Source organism: Wolbachia endosymbiont (group A) of Cydia strobilella (assembly GCF_964026745.1).
GTDB lineage: Bacteria > Pseudomonadota > Alphaproteobacteria > Rickettsiales > Anaplasmataceae > Wolbachia > Wolbachia pipientis.
Genome location: NZ_OZ034694.1, coordinates 1,026,977 through 1,047,307, shown reverse-complemented (window position 1 = coordinate 1,047,307; position 20,331 = coordinate 1,026,977). Strand labels below are relative to the sequence as shown.

Annotated in this window: 20 protein-coding genes, 1 tRNA gene and 1 pseudogene; 10 read left to right on the top strand and 12 right to left on the bottom strand. The window is 34.5% G+C overall.

Features of this window, described 5'->3' with window-relative positions:
• Window positions 1-22: 22 nt before the first annotated feature.
• From AAGD76_RS05255 to AAGD76_RS05225, 7 genes and pseudogenes are all read right to left on the bottom strand, one after another.
• A complete protein-coding gene (locus AAGD76_RS05255) occupies window positions 23-217 on the bottom strand; it encodes a hypothetical protein (protein WP_341820488.1) in 195 nt (64 codons plus the stop codon).
• A 272-nt stretch (window positions 218-489) separates the two neighbouring features.
• The gene (locus AAGD76_RS05250; RefSeq protein ID WP_341820487.1) at window positions 490-1,770 is read right to left on the bottom strand and encodes a hypothetical protein; all 1,281 of its coding nucleotides are present in this window, start codon (window positions 1,768-1,770) and stop codon (window positions 490-492) included.
• Window positions 1,771-2,163: 393 nt separating this feature from the next.
• Window positions 2,164-2,901 (bottom strand): annotated as a pseudogene (locus tag AAGD76_RS05245) (hypothetical protein); the annotation flags it as partial.
• Between the two features lie 116 nt (window positions 2,902-3,017).
• The gene (locus AAGD76_RS05240; protein ID WP_341820486.1) at window positions 3,018-4,511 is read right to left on the bottom strand and encodes a DegQ family serine endoprotease; all 1,494 of its coding nucleotides are present in this window, start codon (window positions 4,509-4,511) and stop codon (window positions 3,018-3,020) included.
• 3 nt (window positions 4,512-4,514) lie between these two features.
• Window positions 4,515-5,387, bottom strand: coding sequence for a protease modulator HflC (locus AAGD76_RS05235; protein WP_341820485.1), 873 nt, complete (start codon window positions 5,385-5,387; stop codon window positions 4,515-4,517).
• Between the two features lie 2 nt (window positions 5,388-5,389).
• Window positions 5,390-6,424, bottom strand: coding sequence for an FtsH protease activity modulator HflK (gene hflK, locus AAGD76_RS05230; RefSeq protein WP_341820484.1), 1,035 nt, complete (start codon window positions 6,422-6,424; stop codon window positions 5,390-5,392).
• 82 nt (window positions 6,425-6,506) lie between these two features.
• A complete protein-coding gene (locus AAGD76_RS05225; protein ID WP_006279848.1) occupies window positions 6,507-6,722 on the bottom strand; it encodes a hypothetical protein in 216 nt (71 codons plus the stop codon).
• 155 nt (window positions 6,723-6,877) lie between these two features.
• Between AAGD76_RS05225 and walE1 the strand changes: the two genes are divergently transcribed.
• From walE1 to AAGD76_RS05205, 4 genes are all read left to right on the top strand, one after another.
• Window positions 6,878-8,401, top strand: coding sequence for an actin bundler (walE1, locus tag AAGD76_RS05220; protein WP_341820483.1), 1,524 nt, complete (start codon window positions 6,878-6,880; stop codon window positions 8,399-8,401).
• Between the two features lie 441 nt (window positions 8,402-8,842).
• The gene (gene cutA, locus AAGD76_RS05215) at window positions 8,843-9,178 is read left to right on the top strand and encodes a divalent-cation tolerance protein CutA (RefSeq protein ID WP_006279213.1); all 336 of its coding nucleotides are present in this window, start codon (window positions 8,843-8,845) and stop codon (window positions 9,176-9,178) included.
• Window positions 9,169-9,243, top strand: a tRNA-Gln gene (locus tag AAGD76_RS05210). Before cutA ends, AAGD76_RS05210 begins: the two co-directional genes overlap by 10 nt.
• Before the next feature lie 18 nt (window positions 9,244-9,261).
• Window positions 9,262-9,837 (top strand): hypothetical protein, encoded by a 576-nt coding sequence (locus tag AAGD76_RS05205; RefSeq protein WP_010962863.1) that lies wholly within the window; start codon window positions 9,262-9,264, stop codon window positions 9,835-9,837.
• Between the two features lie 15 nt (window positions 9,838-9,852).
• Here the strand turns inward: AAGD76_RS05205 and AAGD76_RS05200 are convergent, their stop codons facing one another.
• Entirely contained in the window at window positions 9,853-10,140 is a 288-nt protein-coding gene (locus AAGD76_RS05200; RefSeq protein WP_007549783.1) for a hypothetical protein, read from the bottom strand.
• A gap of 588 nt (window positions 10,141-10,728) precedes the next feature.
• Window positions 10,729-12,750 carry an ATP-dependent DNA helicase RecG gene (gene recG / locus AAGD76_RS05195; protein WP_341820482.1) on the bottom strand — a complete coding sequence of 674 codons (2,022 nt, stop codon included), beginning with the start codon at window positions 12,748-12,750 and terminating at the stop codon, window positions 10,729-10,731.
• A gap of 296 nt (window positions 12,751-13,046) precedes the next feature.
• On the opposite strand from recG, the gene AAGD76_RS05190 reads away from it, so the two are divergent.
• The gene (locus AAGD76_RS05190) at window positions 13,047-13,874 is read left to right on the top strand and encodes a hypothetical protein (protein WP_264374043.1); all 828 of its coding nucleotides are present in this window, start codon (window positions 13,047-13,049) and stop codon (window positions 13,872-13,874) included.
• Between the two features lie 3 nt (window positions 13,875-13,877).
• On the opposite strand, the gene miaA is transcribed toward AAGD76_RS05190, so the two are convergent.
• Entirely contained in the window at window positions 13,878-14,771 is an 894-nt protein-coding gene (gene miaA / locus AAGD76_RS05185) for a tRNA (adenosine(37)-N6)-dimethylallyltransferase MiaA (RefSeq protein ID WP_341820481.1), read from the bottom strand.
• Between the two features lie 75 nt (window positions 14,772-14,846).
• Between miaA and AAGD76_RS05180 the strand changes: the two genes are divergently transcribed.
• The 5 genes from AAGD76_RS05180 (at window position 14,847) to AAGD76_RS05160 (ending at window position 18,461) form a co-directional block, all read left to right on the top strand.
• Window positions 14,847-15,317 (top strand): hypothetical protein, encoded by a 471-nt coding sequence (locus AAGD76_RS05180; RefSeq protein WP_341820480.1) that lies wholly within the window; start codon window positions 14,847-14,849, stop codon window positions 15,315-15,317.
• Window positions 15,318-15,435: 118 nt separating this feature from the next.
• Entirely contained in the window at window positions 15,436-16,023 is a 588-nt protein-coding gene (locus AAGD76_RS05175; RefSeq protein ID WP_006280292.1) for an L-threonylcarbamoyladenylate synthase, read from the top strand.
• 17 nt (window positions 16,024-16,040) lie between these two features.
• Window positions 16,041-16,862, top strand: coding sequence for an AAA family ATPase (locus AAGD76_RS05170; protein ID WP_038199127.1), 822 nt, complete (start codon window positions 16,041-16,043; stop codon window positions 16,860-16,862).
• A gap of 73 nt (window positions 16,863-16,935) precedes the next feature.
• Complete coding sequence (locus AAGD76_RS05165; RefSeq protein WP_022626354.1) at window positions 16,936-17,730, top strand: hypothetical protein; 795 nt, start codon at window positions 16,936-16,938, stop codon at window positions 17,728-17,730.
• 68 nt (window positions 17,731-17,798) lie between these two features.
• Window positions 17,799-18,461 carry a hypothetical protein gene (locus tag AAGD76_RS05160; RefSeq protein ID WP_010082435.1) on the top strand — a complete coding sequence of 221 codons (663 nt, stop codon included), beginning with the start codon at window positions 17,799-17,801 and terminating at the stop codon, window positions 18,459-18,461.
• Here the strand turns inward: AAGD76_RS05160 and AAGD76_RS05155 are convergent.
• A complete protein-coding gene (locus tag AAGD76_RS05155) occupies window positions 18,458-19,954 on the bottom strand; it encodes a proton-conducting transporter membrane subunit (protein WP_010962853.1) in 1,497 nt (498 codons plus the stop codon). The two genes, AAGD76_RS05160 and AAGD76_RS05155, sit on opposite strands and share 4 nt — an antisense overlap.
• A gap of 114 nt (window positions 19,955-20,068) precedes the next feature.
• Entirely contained in the window at window positions 20,069-20,323 is a 255-nt protein-coding gene (locus tag AAGD76_RS05150) for a hypothetical protein (RefSeq protein ID WP_010962852.1), read from the bottom strand.
• Between the last annotated feature and the right edge of the window lie 8 nt (window positions 20,324-20,331).

Below are 20,331 nucleotides of genomic sequence, written 5' to 3'. Positions count from 1 at the left end.
TCAAATTACCATAAATTTACTGTTACTTACCACTTCTGCCACTACCTTGACCACTAGATTGATTTTGCTTCCTTCTCCCCTCCTCACGCTTAATTCTCTCTGTAAAGTCATCAACTCTCCTTGGATCTATAGCATCCGCTCTAATTCTTCCTCCTCCTGGTGCAGTATTATCGCCATATTTTCGTTTTTCATAACCTGAACCTTTATTACTATCCATATTATCCCCCAGTAAAAACATTATGTAGCCAATATACTAAAAATAAAATTAAGTGCAAGCACTTTTTTATATTTTTTTTCAAAAAATTTTATTCACTCTTTTTCATAAAATTCAGTTTTCTAGATTCCAGCGTCACGCGCTGGAATGACACCTGTATTTCTCTTTGCCATCAATCCCTACTCTTTAATGTCATACCAGTACCTCTTTTTCTTGTCATCCCAGTGCCCAGACACTGGGATCCAGTCTTTTTTGTCATCTAAAGCTAACACTAGCTATCCCCTCGATGGTGCTTTTTCTGGTGCCTTTCCTATTGAATCCACATGATTATTAACTTTTACATCATCAATCAATCTTTTTGGTGGTTGAGCAGTACTAGCATTAGACTTTCCATTAGAAGCTTGCTCTTGCCAATCACCAATTGGATAATTGTGTGCAGGAAAGCTATCCCGATTGATTTTTCTTGATTTCCTATCACCAAGTTTAAATTTTCCACCTCTTTTTCGCTGATCTTGTTTTGGCTTCTCCTCCTCCTGAGCTTTCGGTGGACACACCTCTTTCTTCGGCTGTTCCGCTTTTTTCTCTTCTTCCACTTTTGGTTTTGTTTCCTCGCGGTTCTCATTGTTTATAACCTCCTTAAATATAGAAGGCATTATAGGCTTTGGTAAAAGATCAAGCTCTGGTTTGCTCAGAGGAACTGGCCTTACAAATCCGGGTGAAACTTCAAAAAGGGAAACTGGCACTTTAGGCTTTTCTCTTTCGTCTACCTTGATTTCTACGTCTTTACGAACTTCTTTAGTTGCTTCTAATGATGTTTTTTCTGCTTTTTTATCTTCTTTTTCTGTAGATGCCTCTACCGCAGCCGCCAACTCAACTCCAAACATCTCTGCGAACATTGTAACAATCCATCCGACAACGGCCATTTGTAACCTGAGTTTCAGATCTTGCAATGCAGTTAATCTTTCTAACGCCCTTGCAAACTCTTCTTCTGATAACTCACCACTGCCTAATTTCTCCTGCAATTCTTTTATCTCTTTGTCCAACTTCTGATTGAAACTTAAATCGCGTGCAAAAATCTTCTTGATTAACTCCTTAAGCTTATCACGCAAAAACTTCATTATCGCAGCAATCAGGTTTTTTTCTTTCTTCTCCTTGAGCATTTGGTAGATTTTCGGATCATCTACATCTACTTCAAAAAGGTTAAAGAGAGATTCAAAGAAATTCCAGAAATCTCCGAGTACTCTTCCTTTTTCACCAGTGAAGTAATCCTCATCATCACCTTTTCCGATATGTAGCTCTGCTTGAGATGAGATTTCATCGATACAACTAGAAGCCTGACGCTCACACTCGAGCCTCCTGAGCAAATCTTGTCTGGTAAGCGCCTCTATGGCTGCTTTTAGTTCATTTAGCTTCTGCTCTGCAGAGAAATCTTGCTCCCTGATTTTTCCTTGGAAGATCGAGCTACCGTTTCCGTTATTATCTGAAAAATTTTCCATTATTTTTGCCCCCTCAATAAAATTACTATCTTTATTATTACCTGAAAAGCTTTCCACCATTTTTACTTCCTTCATAAAACTTAATAATTTAATTCTACAGTACTAAATATTTAAGAACTATTAATGTAAAGATGTTAATAAAATTATTTACATTTTTACACTATATATATTATATCATGTGCTATTTAACCTTTCAATAATATTTTTTATTTTTACTGCTTCTTCAAACTCTAGCATGCGCTTTTCTTAAATTATCCTTATTAATATTTGCTTTTGCCTCTATCCCACTTTTTCTTGTAAAGTATTTGATATAGATTTTATTATACTCTTTGGCATAACATTTGCAACATACTTTATCTATAAATGGAAATTATTATACTTGCAGCTAGACACAATTTGAAATAATTTACACTATAAAGTTAAGGAATGAGATCCCAGATACAAGTGTCTGGGCACTGGGATGACAGGAGGGGGGGTTGGAATGACACCAGTATGGTTATTAATTGAATAAATAACCTCCTTATTTTCAGAAATCATTGGCAAACAAATGTGATGCCATATGTTTTTTGGCTTGGATAAGAGGTGCCCAGTTAAGTCTTCCAGGTGGAGCCTATGCATCACAAGCACAATTACTCCTTTTTTTCTATCGTTGAGTCTCGTTACTAAAGTCTGATCGAACCAGTTTGTGGCACGTTTTCTAAATGTTTCACTCAAAGCTTGAGCAGGGTTAAGCGGATCATCCACAATAATAGAGTCACCACCTTCACCAGTTAATGTTCCTCCAACTGATGTTGCGATTCTGTATCCTCTCTGCACTGTTTGGAATTTATATTTAGTGTTCTGGTCTTTGGATAGTTCTACCTCTGGAAATAGTTCTTTATACCAATCAGATTGCATTATGCACCTGGTATCAAGCGAATGTTTTTCACTAAGCAACTTAGAATAACTTGCAACTATTATTCTTGCAGTTGGCTGATTTCCCAGTATCCATGCGGGCCACGCAACACTCATACATATGGACTTCATTGAACGCGGAGGCATATTGAATATTATGCGCCTTACTTCGCCAGCATTCGCTGCTTCCAGCCTGTCTGCTATGACTTTTATGTACTGATAATCATTATACTCACATCCCGGCACCGCTGTTTGAAAGCACAGTTCAATGAATTTTAGAAAATTTATATTATCCATATGTGTATTTTAGTGAATGGAATGTAGACTTTAATAGTTTTGATTTGTCTTGTAAGATTGAGGTGTTACAGTGACAGGCTTACAATGCTGCTAATTTAGTAAATAACCTACGAGTGCTATTTCTTCAACTTTATCGAAGTAAAGAATTGATTTCCATTGCGGTAAATGAGCAACATTATTGAATCTTTACCGTTTTTCTTTACTGCTGAATCAACTTGTTTTTGAAAATCATTAGTATTTTCTATATCGGTTCCATCTAATTGGATAATAATGTCTCCTTTTTTAATACCACGCAACGTGGCATTACTGTTACTATCTACATTGGTAACTATCACACCTTTTGTAGGTACATTATTTTTACTTTCTTTTGATTCTTTTGGCAGATTTGAAACAGTTAAACCGGTTACATAATCAGATGTTGATTTATTTTCTTCTTGATTGTTATCTTGGCCATCATTTGTAGATTCTCCGATCACAACTTTAATATTAACCTCTTTGCTCTTTCTAAGTAACTTAACTTGCACTTTTTTCTCAGGTCCAGCTCTTGAAACCATTTGAGGTAATTGTGTCATTCTATCGATTTTTTTACCGTCAAATTCTAATAATATATCACCTACTTTAATCCCACCTTTTTCTGCAGGACTATCCTTTACTATACTTGCAACCAATGCGCCTTTTATATCTTTTAAACCCAAGGACTCAGCAAATTCTTTCGTTATAGGCTGAACTTGCACACCAAGCCAACCATGTTTTATTTTTTTGCCACTTTTTAATGTGTCAATAATTGACATAGCTAAATTAGATGGTATGGCAAAACCTATACCCACGTTGCCGCCAGACTCAGATGGAGAATAGATAGCAGTATTAATACCTATAACTTTTCCATTTAAATCAAATAACGGTCCTCCAGAATTACCCCTATTAATTGCAGCATCAGTTTGAATAAATTCATTCATAGTGCCAATACTAATGTCCCTGGACCTTGCAGATATAATTCCTGTGCTTACAGAGCCACCCAAACCAAATGGGTTACCTATTGCCATAACCGTATCACCAACCCTTGCTTTATCAGAATCACCAAATGCAACAGAAGAAAGATCTTTATCAGAATTAATCTTAAGCACAGCAAGATCAGTTCTTGCATCATAGCCTAAAACTTCTGCTTTGAAATAAGTATTATCGTTCATAGTAACTGTGATATCTTGGGCGTTTTTAATAACGTGATAATTTGTTACTATGATTCCACCTTTATCTATAATAAACCCAGAGCCAAGCAACACCACCTCTTTGTTAACACTAGGGCCCCTATCCATAAAAAACTGATCAAAATGCTCAAAAAACTCTCTAAAATCATCAAAAAAATTATTTCCTGGCATAGATGGAACTCTAGTTCTGCTGTTATTTTCTTGTTTGATGATTTGTTCGCTTGAAATATTTACAACCGCAGGAATGAGTTCTTCCACTAAATCGGCAAGTCCTTGATTACAGTTGCATGCAGTAGTGCTAGCATCAACGACCTTTTTTGCATTCCAATCAAACATATTAGCATACGAAGAAAACGCAATTAGAAAATATGCAAATATAGATAAAATAAATGCCTTACTTTTCATAAATTATTTCCATCCTTTATTTAAAAGATCTAAAAAATTATTATTTGGTGAAAGTACAAATTTAGTATTATTTTCGGCAAATGATTTACTGTAAGCGCTCATAGAGCGATAAAAGTTAAAGAACTCTTCATCAACCTTAAATGCCTCATTATAAATTCTAGTTGCTTCAGCATAACCACGGCCCCTTATTTCGTACGATTCTTTTACTGCACTGGAGATAATTTCCCTTTTTAATTTATCAGCTTTTGATCTAACTTCCTGCCCAGCTTGCTCTCCTTCTGCTCTAATTTCTTTTGCTTCTTTTTCCCTTTCAGTTTGCATACGGCGAAATATTGCAGAACTATTTTCTTCTGGTAAATCTGCTCTCTTAATTCTTACATCTATTATTTCTATGCCAAATTTTTCAGCTTCAGAATAAACTCCACGCTGAATCAATTGCATAACCTCTGATCTTTTTTCATTCAACAAGCTAATCAACGAAAATCTGCCTATATTTTCTCTTATGTGTGCTTCTATAACCGGATATAATCTTCTAACCAGCCCTGATTCATTCCTCACAGCCTGGTAAAAAGTAACAGGATTTGTTATTTTATATTTTGCATACGCATCTACTATAATACGTTTTTGATCCGCTGTTATCACTTCCCTTGGGATCTTATCAGGACTTAAATCTAAAACTCTCTTATCAAGAAACTCTACACTATTTATGAATGGCAACTTAAAATATAAGCCACTTTCCCTAACATCCCTTACAACTTTACCCAGTTGTATAACTATTGCTTGCTTTGTTTCTTGCACAACAAATATTGAATTAAATAAAACAATCAATAAAACAACAAATACAGAAACAAAAACAATTTTAATATTACTACTCATGGTTATTTTCCTAAATTTGTAAGAGGTAAATAAGAAAACATACCTTTCAGATCATCAGTTACAACAACTTTGTCTACCTTACTGAAAATATTTTCCATAGTTTCAAGATAAATACGATTCTTAACGAGAGAAGGATTCTGTCTATATTCCTCATAAAGAGATAAAAAGCGATTTGCATTACCTTTTGCTTCATTTATTATTTCATTTTCATATGCTTGTGCATCTAATTTTATCTTTATCGCTTCACCCTTTGCTCGAGGTATAATATCATTATTATAAGCATATGCTTCGTTTATAGTACGCTCTTTGTCTGCACGAGCACTTTGTACATCTCTAAACGAACTGATTACTTTTTCTGGTGGATCAATTTTTTTCATTTGAACAGATAAAATCTCTATACCCATTTGGTATCCATCAAGAATCTGCTGCAATAGAATTCTAGTATCTCTAGAAATTTCTGGTCTGCCTTGACCAAGTGCAAAAGAGATCGTATTTTTACCTATTATTTCTCTCATGGCACTTTCAGCAGCATTTTTAACACTGAAACCGGGTTTGTAATCCCGCACTTTGAATAAATAGTCCTTAGCATCTCTAACGCGCCACTGAACCTCGAAGTTAACGTTGACTATATTTTCATCTCCAGTTAGCATCACGCCTTCACCGCGATCTGTATCTCGCCCATAAGAACTACTTACCCCAATTTCTTCACGATTTACTTCCTTAACGTTCACTTTAAAAACCTTGCCAATAGGGTAGGGGAAGTGATAACGTAAACCAGGTGTTTCTGTATTAGAATATTTACCAAAGGTAAGTTCTATACTTTCTTCACTAGGATGGACAATATAAAAGCCAGTGCAAGCATAGAACAGCAAAATAATGAAAATGATGAAATAAGGTTTTTTGCCCCTGTTTCTGGTTAATCCATTAAGAAAGAACCTTATATCAGATACAGCTTTACTTAAAATATCTTCATTATTAGGAGTTTTGTTCCCTACCGGTTTCTTTCCCAGATCCCAAGGATTATTATCATCAAACATAATGATTGATTCTATAATTAATACGCTAATATTACTTCTTTAATAAGAAAATGCAAACATAAATTGCTATTTTATTTACAAATTAATCATCAGGATGGAAAACATGATCGTACACTTCCTTTTCTCTATGTAATATGGTCGACTCTATGGAATTTTCTGGCTTTTTTTTGAATTCTTTGTTGTCACTCTTTAAGTGCACTACGTCTTTGTGAAAATGGGAATTATACCTAAATAGTAAAGCTATTATTATTAAAGTTATAACAGCCAAAAAGATGAGTGTTCTTTTTCTATACTTCATAAATGCTGCAGCTTCTTGACCTAATTTTCTATGTTACCACAAAACACGTCAAGCGAAATTATTTGAAGACAAATAAATACTGGCAATCAATTTAACACTAACTTAAGAATCAAGGAATACAATTATAATATATTTAATTAATAGTGAGGTTTAAAATGTTACATAATGAAAAAAATTCAAATTCTGTTGGAACTCAACAAAACCAACCAGAAGATAGTTTTGATTTGAATAAAACGATGCAAAATCTACCAAATTCAGATATTGCTAATGATCACAAGAAGCTAAAAGAAAGAATGACTGACCTGTTAAAAGGAGATACAGAATTCTCTAAGATGAAACAAGGAGATAAGATTCTTGTAGTAAGTGCAGCAAGTGGATTATTTACGGCAGTACTACCACTTTTGGCAGTTGGTGCAACACTTGCTATACCAGGTGCTATAGTTGGTCTTGCTTTATATTTCGCTGTAGAAGTCGCTGTAAAAACAGTTCAATCTGGATATAAAGGGCTCAAGTGGTCAGCAGAAAAAACAGTTGATGGGGCGAAATATACTGCTGGGAAAGTTAAGGACGCATCAACATACGCTGCCGGAAAAGTTAGAGATGGTGCTGTACATGTTAAAGATAAGGTGAAAGAAGGTTATGAACATTCAGTAGATTCACTGAAAAAAGGCGCTAGTTTTGTAGGCGAAGGAGTGGCAAATAAGTTCCATAAGGCATCTGGTGAGACGGACTATTTAGATAAGGTAAAAAGGTTTACTCCAGATGCAATTAAGAAATCTGACGAAATAAGAAATGATATGAAAGCAATTTTTGCTGATAAAGGAAATAATTCTGGGTTAGTGAAAAATGTACTTTCTGGAATATCGTCAGAAATTGATTTAAAAATGGCAGAGAAGGCAAAATCAGGGGAGATTGAACATACTTCTGGATGGCAAGTACAGAAAGAATTCATTAATAATTTAAATGAAAAAAGCTTGCATAACTTGTTAACACAAAGGTCATTACCTAAAGGTAGTTATTTCATCGACAGTGTTTTCTCTGAACATTACGATGAAATTAAGAAGGTTATTAAAGAATGTAGAGAAAATCATTTGTACTCAAGCGTAAGCAATATGTTTGACAGAGCAGAGAAAAAAGCTAACAGGCCTTCTGTCAAAAGTTTAACTAGGTCTGTGTCATCATCATTTTCTTCACTGGGAAGAAAAGGCTCTGAACAATCTAACAGCTTGTCAAAAAGCAATTCACTAAATTCTATAGGAACTGAAAGTACTGCTACTGTCTCTGATTCAGATTCTCAGAACTTTGCAACAGTCCGTAGAAGCAATTCATCTAGTAGCTTAACTCCTAAGCTTACTCCAGTTGCTCCACCAGAACTACCTAGAAGCGCCTCATTGACTAACTTAAATGGACAAAGTTCTTTCAGTGAAGATGTTCTCAGTGATCCTATTGTGGAGCAAAACCTGGATAGTTTGAGTAACAGAACTCTCACTCACAGTAATTCTACTGATAGTGGAATGGGTTCTGGTTCTTCTACGCTAACAAGAAAACAAGTTCTTCCTTTAAAAGAAGAATTTGACAGAGAACTCGAAGAAAAGTTGGCAAAACGACGCGCATTTCTAGATCAACCTAGTGCAGAACCTGTCAACTCAAGAGCTACAGCAACTCCAGGAACAGTGTAATAAGTAAAACTTCTACCTTCTCCAAAAGGATGTTACTCAATGAGTAACGTCCTTTTTTTGTTTTTAAACTATAGAAAAATCCTAGATCCCAGCGGTATGCGTACAACCGTATGAACATTGTGATTTCTCTGCTAGGAAAGGTGTCATCCGAGTAGCTGACACTGGGATCCAGGAAAGTTTGCTTGTTTACAAGCAAACTAGCATAGGAAGTGGTTACAACGTTTTCGATGAGATTATATGGAAAACTGGATTCCAGTGTCAAGCACTGGAATGACATCACAGGGGCACTGGGATGACACCTTTACGTTTGAGGCAAACTAGCTATAACACTTAACATACTACCTTTGCAAACAAATGTTCATACAGTACGCGCTGGCGTTATTTTCTCTTGATGAATAAATCTCGGTAGAGTATAGTAGCAATGCATTTATGTAGCTACTAATGAATAATTTAGTTTTGGTTTATACAACTTTTTCAAATTTTGAGGAGGCTAAAACTGTTTCTGAAGAATTGTTAAACGAGAAATTAATTGTATGTGTAAATATATTTCCCGAAGTGAATTCTCTGTATTTATGGGAAGGTAAAATTAGTAATAGTTGTGAAGTAGTGGCAATTATGAAGAGCAGGAATGATCAAGTTGATAAAATTGTAGAAAAAATCGAAGCAATGCATTCTTATGATCAGCCAGCTATTGCTGTGATGCCCATAGAAAAAGCAAATAAATCTTTTACTAATTGGGCTAATAGTGTTATTGATGTAAGTAGTATTGGGGTGTAGCCAAGTGGTAAGGCAGCGGTTTTTGATACCGCCACGCGAAGGTTCGAATCCTTCCACCCCAGCCATATTGAAGTGGGTGTGAAATGATATCACTTTTCTATAAATTAAGATTATTGAATTATATATTAGGTAGTCTAAAAGATATAATTGTGAAACTGTTTCTCTTCACAATGTATCTTTACACATTCAGCATTGTGCTCATGTTTCTCAGCAATGGTTTTTGGTATGCTGTAGAATTTTGCTCTTTCAAAAATGCGTTTTACCGTTTGTTTCAATATTGCAAGTGGTATTATGAAAATAGGGAAGATCTCGGTTACGGAATTTCTATTCGAATATTAGTGGCGTTTCTTACTCCGCATTTTCTCTATAAATTATTACTTGGCACAGGCTGGAAGTCCTTTTTAAAGGAAAAGATAATACAGATACTCAACACAAGAAGAAAAAAGGGTAGTGAGTTCAGTAACAGTAGCAAACCAAGTGGCAGTAGTTATAGTGATAAGAATAATTACAGCAATAACAGTGGTAACAATGAGCGTCAAGCTCAAGATGCAAAGCGAAAAGTAAACATGATAAAGCAGCTATTAATCAAAGATATAGAGGCAACTATAGATAGGAGATTGAATTATATTTTTTTCGGTAAAAGGAGTAAACCTCATTAAGTATATAAAAAGGCTTTATCTAGTAAGGCTTTTTAAGGTTGGCTGTATTTTATTTTTTACGTATACCGGATCACAATCAGCCAATATACATGTGTGCACAAAATCTTGACTAAAGTCTGATAACCAAGAAATTGCCTTACGTTTTTCTACCAAGCTTTCTGTTTTTTTGCAGTGACTTGCTGCATCAATCATTGCCTGCGCTATTACTGATTTCCACAGCAAATAATACCTTTGTATATCATCTGACGTACTATTTGTTTCATAGTGGTTAAAAAATTCTTTAAAATTGAAGTTGTTTGACATAATGATACCTCTTTGGATTGAAATTTGAAATGATTTGAGTTTATGTCGCCACAGCAGATTCCGCTAACAAGCAGCGGGATGACGGTTGTCGTTTAGCCATAAACATTAAGAAATTTACCAAATGAAAAAAAGGCAAAAGAAGCCCCGTGGTTATTATCTGCTTTAAAATATTGGCGTTTTTTATGTTTTAAACGCTTGACAAGCGAAATTCAGCTGCTTTTAATTGCAACTAACCTACGCTGCAAATGTTTAAGAAATTTACCAAGCAGAAAAAAAGACAAAGAATCCCCGAGTTAGCTAGTCTTTTACTATCTCTGTCGAGTATTGGCATTTTTTGATGTCTTGTAACGCTTTATAAGCGCGTTCAGCTTATTTAGATAAAAATCTAGATGTAGATGAAGTTTTGTAAAGACATACAGTATCTATATACTGCAAAAAATTGAACATAAGACGCCGATACATTAAGTAATCCTTACCTTTTAATCTGCAGATTGGCGAAAGCAAATACAATAGCTTCAGTTTCATGATAAGGGGGCTGGCGGAGTTTGTCAAGGAAGTTTTTTCGTTTCTGTGGGCTACCTGGTTTTCCTACTGAAATTTTGAAAAATGTAATCTACTCCTATATTCAAATATATCAAGCAGTAATTCAAAATCAGCCATTGCGCCTTTTGCGTTATTATACGCGAGATTGAGCAGCTCTTTGTCCTGATATAAATCAGCAAATTTAAATTCCATACATCCTGATTGTTTTGTGCCTAAAATATCTCCACTGCCTCTTAGCATCATATCCCTTTCAGCAATGTAAAATCCGTCCTGTGACTCACACATGATCTTTAACTTTGAAGATGAGCTTTTACTTAAATTATCGTATAATAATACACAAAAAGATGGCTTGTTTCCTCGCCCTACTCTGCCTCTTAACTGATGCAATTGTGATAACCCAAATTGCTCTGCATTTTCTATAATCATGATGGTTGCATCTGGCACATCTATACCAACTTCTATCACAGTGGTTGCAACAAGCAGAGAAAATTCATTCCTTTTGAAGGAAAACATAACTTGATCTTTCTGCTCCTGAGTCAATTTTCCGTGTATTATCCCGACTTTATCAAGAAATGTTTTTTGTAATTCCTGAAAACGCATCTCTGCTGCAGCAATATTGGTCTCTTCGTTTTCTTCTATATATGGACAAATCCAATATGCTTTTTCGCCCCTGTTTATAGCACCTTTTAGCTTTTCAATAACATCTGGCACCCTACTAATGTTCATAGTTACAGTTTTTATTGGCAATCTGGATTTTGGTTTTTCTTTCAAAATTGAACATTCAACGTCACCATACATAGCTTGCTGCAAGGTTCTTGGAATGGGAGTTGCAGTAACGAAAAGTATATCGGCATTTTCTCCTTTTCCTACCAAGCGATTTCTCTGCATCACTCCAAATCGCTGTTGCTCGTCTATGACTGCAAGCCCTAAATTTTTAAATGTAACGTTAGCTTGAAATAGTGCATGAGTGCCAATCACTATATTTAAAACACCACTTGCAAGTTCGTTCATGATAATCTTTCTTTCCTTGCGCGAAGTTTTACCAGTAAGCAGCGCAACTTTTATATCGGTACAGGATAAAACTTCCTCAATCCAATTATAATGTTGCTCCGCCAAGATAGTAGTCGGTGCCATTAGAGCTGCCTGCATGTTGTTTTCTACCATATTTAGCATCGTAAAAAGTGCAACTACGGTTTTGCCACTACCAACATCACCTTGCAGCAAGCTTATCATGCGATACTTGGATTTTTGCCTCTCTGAAATTTCATCTATTGCACGAATTTGATCGTTTGTTAATTGAAACGATAATTCATTTAAAACTTGCTCTTTATATTTACTCAATACTATAAATTCTCTTCCCCTTTCTTTTACATGATTCTCTCTTGCAAGTTTCAGTGCTAGCTGATACGCAAACAATTCATCATAAGCAAGCCTTTTTCTACAAACCTCGGCTTCCGCCAATGAGCTTGGCCTGTGCAACTTTATGATGCTTTCCCTCCAACTTAACCATTTTTTTTGCTTGATTAATGTATCATCTATCCACTCTGGTAAATCAGGCAATTCCTTTAGATTAGAGCTTATTATGTTCCCAATGCGCTTATTGGTAATGCCACGGCATAATTGGTAAACTGGCTCTATGCAAGCTATTTCTTTAAATTGGTTGATGTCAAGCGACACGTAATCTGGATGAGTAATTTGCCAATGTTCAGCAAATTTTTCGAGTTTGCCACTGATGATCACATTCGCTCCAATTGGAAATAGTTTATATAAATACTTAACTGAGTAATTAAAAAAGACTATGAATATATACTGACTCTCACTTTCAACGACTATTTTATATGGTCTACCTCTAAAAGTGGGCGACTGATGCTCATAAACTTTTGCAATGAAAGTTGTAAATTCTCCAACTCGAGCATCAGATAGTAACTTGCTTCTATCCACATAACTAAGTGGCTTATAAAACAGCAGATCCACCACCTTGTCCCCACCACAAAGTTTAGGCAATATTGCGGAATGGAACTTAGGTATATTCTCCAGCCTGCTATTTAGAAAAATCTGATTGCTCATTGAGATTCATACATGTGTAAAACTGTTATAGAGCCTTTTTAAAATCTTGTCACCTTATGGTCAGGTATGCACTATAGCTAGCACAGCTCTCTAACGTTATACCGCGATTCATTCGCGGTATCTCAGCCGCTAACACGTAACGGAATGACGAATTTGTTGTTTTTAAAATCGTCGGTAAGCCTAAGTTACCCCTAACTATATTTGCTATCATAGGGCTTATAGTAGGTATTTTATTAACTTATTAATCATTTTTATGTGTTATTATACCATTAGCAGTCTATATCAAGGTATTAATGATGAACAGCTCTACACCAAAAGAAAAGGAAAATCCAATAGTTACACTAAGAGCTCAAGCAGAAAAGTTTGGTTTTAGCAGGTTGAGGGCTGGTAAAGATAATGCTGAAGCGAATTCTGGTGCAACTATGTACGTAGATCTTCCAAGAATGAAACTTGTTATTCAGAACAAAGTTATAACAAAAGAGCTTGTTGATGAATTATATAATAAACATACCAACCTCATTTCAAATGACAAAAATAAGTACCGCCAATTTGTAAAACAAGTTTTTACAGAGCTATTTGAATATGCTGAAGCAGAAGTTCCAAATGATTCTATTCTAGAAGAACTAATCACTAATTGTAACCAGGCTGCTTATGTGGGTGCATTGTATGGTAAAGGAGGACCTATCCTTCATTTAGCTGAAACATATGGGTTATTGTTTCAGTCTAATCATGTAACACATATTAATTGTAGTGATCCAAGTCATGCGGCAATCAGAATTGAAGAAAAAATTGCAGTTCGCACTTTTGCAGAACTGGAAGAAGAATTATGTAAATTGGATAGCTCGCTAGAATTCACACTTAAGTCTCAAGGTGATAAAAATGTAACATATGAAGATGGTAAATTGTCACTTACTGTTCCTAAGAGACTGAAGGACTATAATATAGGTGATAAAAACTTGTTTGACGTTATAAAAGAGTGTTTTCAGAAATTTTGCGAGAGGCTTGGATTTTTTAAAATAAAAATAGAGCATGGCTTGGATAAGCCACCAAAAGTGAACAGCCATCTGGAAAATATGGAACCGCCCATTCATAGCAATGAGTATGGAAATACACCTGGAAACTAACAATTAAAATATTTCAAGCGCTGTTAGCTCATTTGCACAATCAATGACTTCAGAACTTGGGAACTGGTTTTTAAACCAAGTATACTGACGTTTCGCGTAGTGTCTTGTATTGGTTTGAGCAATCTGTATCGCTTCGTCTAAAGTAATCTCACCTTTCAAGTACTTTATAATTTCTGGCACTCCGTGTGCTTTCATAGCTGGCAAATGTGGGGCTAGGTTCATGTTAAGTAGCTTTTTTACTTCATCAATTGCTCCATTTCCAATCATTTTGATAAAACGAGAATTTATTTTTTGGTATACATCCTCACGTTTAGGCAAAATTGTATATATCTTAAAATTATTGAATAAAGGAGGCTGTCGATTTTTCTGCCATACGAAAATCGACTTGCCAGTTTCAGTGATAACTTCAAGTGCCCTTGAAAGGCGGTGCGAGTCATTCATGAATACTTTACCTTGAATCCTTGGATCTTTGCTTAGCACTAATTTGTAAAACTCCTCTTTACTTAAATTTTTCCTTAATTCGCTTACATTTTTCCTTACTTTCTGACTTATTTGTGGCATTGATGATAAGCCTTTGATTAAACTGCTGATGTAAAGCCCGCTTCCTCCAGTGATGATAGGTATTTGAGCATTTTCTAATGCGTGATTAACTTCTTTTTCTAAATCCTCTAACCATAGACCCACGGAATAATTTTCTTTTGCTGAAACATAACCATATAATTTATAAAATTCTTCTTGCTTTAGTGGTTGAGCAGTAATTATGGGAATTTCTTTGTATACCTGCTTTGAATCACAATTTATTATACTAATATTTCCATATTTTTCTCTCAGGTTATCGCATAATTCTGATTTACCTGAGGCCGTAATTCCTGTAATAATTACTATATTATTTTTCATTTATATTAATTTAATTAACATATGATAAAGTGTAGTAAAAGTTTGGATTCTACAATCTAAAGTTTGGAGATTTTTATGGCAGAAAACAACGACAATAATTCATTTACTAAGCGTTTCACAAACAGGACTCCTGGCGGTACAGGGGAAGGTTTTTCCAGTAAGTATTCGTCTCAAAACACCAAAGAACGGGCATTAGGGGAAAAAGGGGGAATTTCTGAATTAGCAGGCAAAAAAACCGAATCCAAGGAAGCTTTTTCTGAAAGTGGCGGCATAAAAAGTAAAAGCAGAACTGTCAATGAAAGATCTTTTGCTGATGCAACAAAAAGAAGTAGGTCAGATCTTATATACTTAGTCCGTGGTAAAGATCGTGGAAAATCAGCGTGGCATTATGTATTAGTTGATAAAGAGAAAAGAGAAATGTTTCTAGCAAAAAGCAGAACTGGCTCTATAGATGTTGCAGACTATGGAGAGATTTTGTATTCAGGATGGGGAGAGGATCCACCACAGGCAATAATTGATAAAGTCAATGAAGAGTTTGGGTTGTAGCAAATCTGCATAACAAATGGTAAGCTGCGTTGCATTACGTTTACAAAAACTAGCAGTTACTATATAAGATACAGTCCAACAAAACTGATCTAGTTGTTATGAATAAGTTTTTAGCTATATGGTATCTAAAATAATAAATGCAATACAGAACAATTTATTAGTGTGTTTTCCAACAGAAACAGTGTATGCTCTTGCTTGTAATGCACTAGATAATGAATCTATAGGAAAAATATATCAGATAAAGAAACGCTCTCAAAATAAACCACTGTCTATATTTGTTAGTGATATTTACAATTTGACAAAAATAGCAAAGGTAAAGGAAAGATATATTGATTTAATAAACCACTTTTCTCCTGGACCAATTACCTATATTTTACCACTTAAAAACAACAACATATTGCCAAACGAATTCTTTAAAGATAGTATAGGTATCAGAATTCCTGAGCATCCTATTGCAATTTCAATACTAAACAAACTGAAAGTTCCAATAGTTGCAACTAGTACAAATATTTCAGGAAAAGAAAGTGTATGTAAGGCAAACGATATACCACAATCCATTAAGCAACATTTATCTGTAGTGATTGAAGATGACGAACTAGTTTCTGGTATAGAATCTACTATTATTGACTTAACCGAAGATAAGATTAAGGTTTTAAGGGAAGGTGCAATTTCATTACAAACAGTAAACAACGCATTTTCAAACTAAAATCTATAGGAGAAAGAATGAAAAAAGTAATAGGCCACAACCAAGCCAAAAAAAAAATAATGAACAACTTATCTGTTCAGTCTTGGCTGATCTGTGGTAAAAAAGGTATAGGAAAAGCAACACTTGCAAAATCCTTCTCCAATTGGTTACTCATAAAAAACTATAATGAAGTAGCATTGGACTTACACATTGTTGAAGGTGATACTATCGGAATAGAAAAAGTCAGAGAAATGAAAAACTTTCTACACTTAAGTCCCATTCAATCAGAACACAAAATAGCTATAATAGATAGCTTAGAGGCAATGACTAATAACGCTAAAAACGCAATATTGAAAATATTAGAAGAGCCGCCAAAAAATTCTAAGATATTTATAATTAGCCATAAGCCATATGATATACAAACCACTATCCGGTGTAGGTGCTTTCAGCTAAATTTACTCCCATTAACTTATGATGAAACAAAGCAAGTTGCTTCATCTCAATGTAAATTTGATAATCAAACGTTTGACGAAATGATTACTTTATTTCCTGGAATGCCAGGAATGATAATAAATACAATAAGTAGTGATGCTTATGAAGCATACAAATGCTTTTATAAATTTCTTCATGATTTAAAGAATCCCAATATGATTAATAAAGTAATTAATAGCGAAATCGAACTAGAACTAGCATCATATATAATTCAGGCCTTCATTTTAGAAAGCATAAAGAGAGAGGTAAATGGTGTTGAAATTCTGCTAAGTCAGTGGAAAAAAATAGATGAACTTTTCGTTGCCGCAAAGCAACTCCACTTAGATAAAAAGCATGTTTTAGCTAATGTAGTTAATATCATGACATAAGTTTACAAAGTATAATACTTTTAACATAAATTCATGATAAAATTCTGTTAATTTAATACTCGAAGTATATAATTTGACTGATAATAAATTAACTGTATGGCAATCAATAGAAGTTTTGACGAAAGCCATATTGAACATGCAGAAAAAATTAAGCTTAATTAAGAATATAGCTTCAGATCAAGACATAACCCTAGAAAAAGGAAAGGAGTTGTTAAGTGGCATTTATGAAGCAAATTTTAAGCTAAACAAGACAATCAATATAGCTACTTTGCCAAAAATTGGCTATCATATGCTAAATGGTGAGCTTGTTGTACGTAATCATATTACGGAAGAGGAAGTAAAGATTCCTGGAGATTTTCATTACCTTAAAGTCGTAAAATCCGATCATGATAATTATAAATTAACGTTTTGTAATTTTTTAGGTAATGAGTTTTTTGAATATAAAAAGTATGATCCACAATATTCTGGTATTTCAGATGAATATAAATTTGTGGATTTTGGTAGTGTAAAAAAGACTCATAATCTAAAATTTAAGGAATACATTGGTCATGCACCTAAATTTTTTGCTGCAGAAGGGCCTATTGAGCCTGGATCCCAAAACCATGTAATTGATCTATTTGAGCTAGTCAAAAGTGGTAAAGGTAGAAAAGTGGGAACCTTTGCTGATGAATTTGGTTATTTTGATGATCAAAATAAATTACATTATTATAATTATCACAAAAGTGTAGAAAGTAATACTTATGATCCTGAAAATTTCAGTGTAAAAATGATAAATATAGATGTGAGCAAAATCGATAAATTCTACCTCATTGCAGAACAAGGTGATATAATCATTCATCCTATTTGGGAAAATTTAGACATATTTTAAAGTTTTTTTTAGAGTATCTAAGCTTATTGTTATTATAATGATCCGATTAGGTCTGGTAGTATTGTGTTATGGAAGATAAATTGCTTGAATCAGTAAAAAACAAAAGTTATTTCAGTAAAGCAGTCGAATGGTACTGCCATAGGTATCTGTTTTGTGTAGCAGAAAGATCTTGGATGGCATTAATAGTATCGCTTCTCCTAGTATGCTTATGTTTATTAACATTAAACATATACCTGTTATTTCCTATTAAAAAAGATTTAAATTTTGTGAAGTATATGAACCACACAGAAGATGAGTTCTCTGCAATGCATAAGCTTAGTTTCAGTAAAAAGGAAGATGAATACACTTCCACAGCGAGGTACTTAATAAGTAAATACATTGAAATATACGAGTCCATTAAGATCGTTGAACCGAAGTACCAAGAAAATTTTATAAGAAACAATTCTATACATAAAATCTATCAAGGCTTTCAGGAAAAAACGAATAATGAAGCTGGTAATTTGTCTTTATCTAAAAGAAAAATCGCCAACATAAATGTAATAACATTATCTATTGATCGATCGACCAAGGACTTAGTTACATTTGCTGGAAATGCTACTGTAGTTTTTACAACCGAGCAAAATAAGGAGGATACTGTGGAGATTAGCTTCACTTTGTCGAATATAAAAGCAACTCTGGCTGGTATAATACCATTTAAATTTATTGTTAATGGTTATAAATACAGATTTTAAAATATTACTTGGTAGCTAAAAAAAATAACCAAAGTGCACATAGCAGTAATAACTGGAGGTAAAACTAGAAGAATTGGTGTTTTTTTAATAAAGTAATTCTGAGAAGGTTTTAAGAAAAAGGCGTTGTAAATTATCGGTAAAAAGTACAGAGCGTTGAGTATAGTACTAACAATTAACACTAGAGTTACAAACACAGAAAGTATTACATTGCCAGAGTTGAAAACAGCTTGAAAAATGAGAAATTTACCCCAAAAAGTCGGAGCAGGCGGCACCCCTATCATAGACAATGCACCTATAGCAAATGCTGTCATGCTAATTGGCATACTGCGTCCTATACCGTAAATCTTATCTATATATTTCTCACCTGCTCTCGTTATTATTGCTCCGGCAACGAAAAACAAAGTGATTTTTGCAAATGCGTGGCAAACTAATTGAAAAATTGCAACCCTCATGCTGAGATCACTAAAAATTGAAGCGAATAATATAATATACGACAATTGAGAGATGGTAGAGTAAGCAAGCAATTTCTTTAATTCTTTTTGCTTTAGTGCAATCAATGATGCAGTAATAATAGTAAATCCAGCAGCGTACGGAAGCCACCCTCCAGCAAACCAATTTTGCTGCACAAAACGTTGCATATTATCGACGCCGAAAGTGTATAATATAACTTTTATGATGATGAAAACTCCGGATTTCACAACAGCAACAGCGTGCAGTAGTGCACTCACAGGAGTTGGTGCAACCATTGCTTTTGGTAACCAAAAATGCATTGGCATTAATGCAGCTTTTCCTATTCCGTAAATCAGCATAGCAAAACACACTGCAATGAAAGTGATGAGTGAAGTATCAAATTTGAATATTCCACCGCTTACAAAGTCTAAAGTATGAAATTCATGATATAAAAGGCCTATTGCAGGAAAAAATAATACCAAAGAAGAGAAAAATAGCACGCCAAAGTAATAGCGTCCTGCAATCATTGATTCATTTGTTGAGTTGTAAGTAACCAGAGGGTATGTACTAATAGTTAGAAGCTCATAAAAGACAAATGTAGTGAGCAAGTCTCCAGAAAAAGCAATAAACATTGCACAGCCAATCGATATTGAAAAAAAGCATAGAAAACTTGAGTGATTGCTATCAGCATAGTTATTCTGCATATAACATATTGCATATATACTGGTCAGCACCCATAAAAACGATATTAATAAACTGAATATTACTCCGGTAGACTCTAGCTTTAAACTAATGTGCAAATTATTACCAAAATCCATGAGAATAAATTGAGAATGATCACCATATACCCAATATAAAGTGCACAGACACGTATACGTAAACAGAAGTACAGAAGAAGTGACAGTAATACTATTGTTCACTCCGGGCCATTTACCAGTAAAAAAAATAACTAACGCACTTAAAAGTGGAATCAACGCAGTAATTAATAAATAATTCTCAGTAATTGAAAATGGTAAGGAAAGAGACGTTAAAACACAGTCCATTAAATAATTCATCTTTTTGTTTAGGTAAAGCTAGAATTATACTAAAATCATAGAAAAACCGCTATGTTTTTTTGGCAAACTAGTCGTTTGTGTATGCTATAGCTATACTGCGATTCATTCCACAACTGTACGAACATTTGTTTTTGTTAAACACAACAAAGATGTCATCCCAGTGCCCTGACTACTTGGATCCAGGAAAGTTTGCTTGTGAGCAAGCAAACTAGCATAGAAAAACGTTTTCGATGAGATTGCAGAAAACCAGTGTCTGGGCACTGGGATGACAAAGGAGGACAGTGTCAAGCACTGACCATTTGCTGTGCAGTTTACCTTTAAAAATGAATGTTCATACAGTAAGCCATAAGATGACAAAAGAGTAA

Excerpts from the sequence above, each read along its gene's own strand:
- AAGD76_RS05255 (WP_341820488.1), bottom strand. The coding sequence starts at position 217 with ATGGATAGTAATAAAGGTTCAGGTTATGAAAAACGAAAATATGGCGAT.
- AAGD76_RS05250 (WP_341820487.1), bottom strand. The coding sequence starts at position 1,770 with ATGGTGGAAAGCTTTTCAGGTAATAATAAAGATAGTAATTTTATTGAG.
- AAGD76_RS05240 (WP_341820486.1), bottom strand. The coding sequence starts at position 4,511 with ATGAAAAGTAAGGCATTTATTTTATCTATATTTGCATATTTTCTAATT.
- AAGD76_RS05235 (WP_341820485.1), bottom strand. The coding sequence starts at position 5,387 with ATGAGTAGTAATATTAAAATTGTTTTTGTTTCTGTATTTGTTGTTTTA.
- hflK (WP_341820484.1), bottom strand. The coding sequence starts at position 6,424 with ATGTTTGATGATAATAATCCTTGGGATCTGGGAAAGAAACCGGTAGGG.
- AAGD76_RS05225 (WP_006279848.1), bottom strand. The coding sequence starts at position 6,722 with ATGAAGTATAGAAAAAGAACACTCATCTTTTTGGCTGTTATAACTTTA.
- walE1 (WP_341820483.1), top strand. The coding sequence starts at position 6,878 with ATGTTACATAATGAAAAAAATTCAAATTCTGTTGGAACTCAACAAAAC.
- cutA (WP_006279213.1), top strand. The coding sequence starts at position 8,843 with ATGAATAATTTAGTTTTGGTTTATACAACTTTTTCAAATTTTGAGGAG.
- AAGD76_RS05205 (WP_010962863.1), top strand. The coding sequence starts at position 9,262 with ATGATATCACTTTTCTATAAATTAAGATTATTGAATTATATATTAGGT.
- AAGD76_RS05200 (WP_007549783.1), bottom strand. The coding sequence starts at position 10,140 with ATGTCAAACAACTTCAATTTTAAAGAATTTTTTAACCACTATGAAACA.
- recG (WP_341820482.1), bottom strand. The coding sequence starts at position 12,750 with ATGAGCAATCAGATTTTTCTAAATAGCAGGCTGGAGAATATACCTAAG.
- AAGD76_RS05190 (WP_264374043.1), top strand. The coding sequence starts at position 13,047 with ATGAACAGCTCTACACCAAAAGAAAAGGAAAATCCAATAGTTACACTA.
- miaA (WP_341820481.1), bottom strand. The coding sequence starts at position 14,771 with ATGAAAAATAATATAGTAATTATTACAGGAATTACGGCCTCAGGTAAA.
- AAGD76_RS05180 (WP_341820480.1), top strand. The coding sequence starts at position 14,847 with ATGGCAGAAAACAACGACAATAATTCATTTACTAAGCGTTTCACAAAC.
- AAGD76_RS05175 (WP_006280292.1), top strand. The coding sequence starts at position 15,436 with ATGGTATCTAAAATAATAAATGCAATACAGAACAATTTATTAGTGTGT.
- AAGD76_RS05170 (WP_038199127.1), top strand. The coding sequence starts at position 16,041 with ATGAAAAAAGTAATAGGCCACAACCAAGCCAAAAAAAAAATAATGAAC.
- AAGD76_RS05160 (WP_010082435.1), top strand. The coding sequence starts at position 17,799 with ATGGAAGATAAATTGCTTGAATCAGTAAAAAACAAAAGTTATTTCAGT.
- AAGD76_RS05155 (WP_010962853.1), bottom strand. The coding sequence starts at position 19,954 with ATGGACTGTGTTTTAACGTCTCTTTCCTTACCATTTTCAATTACTGAG.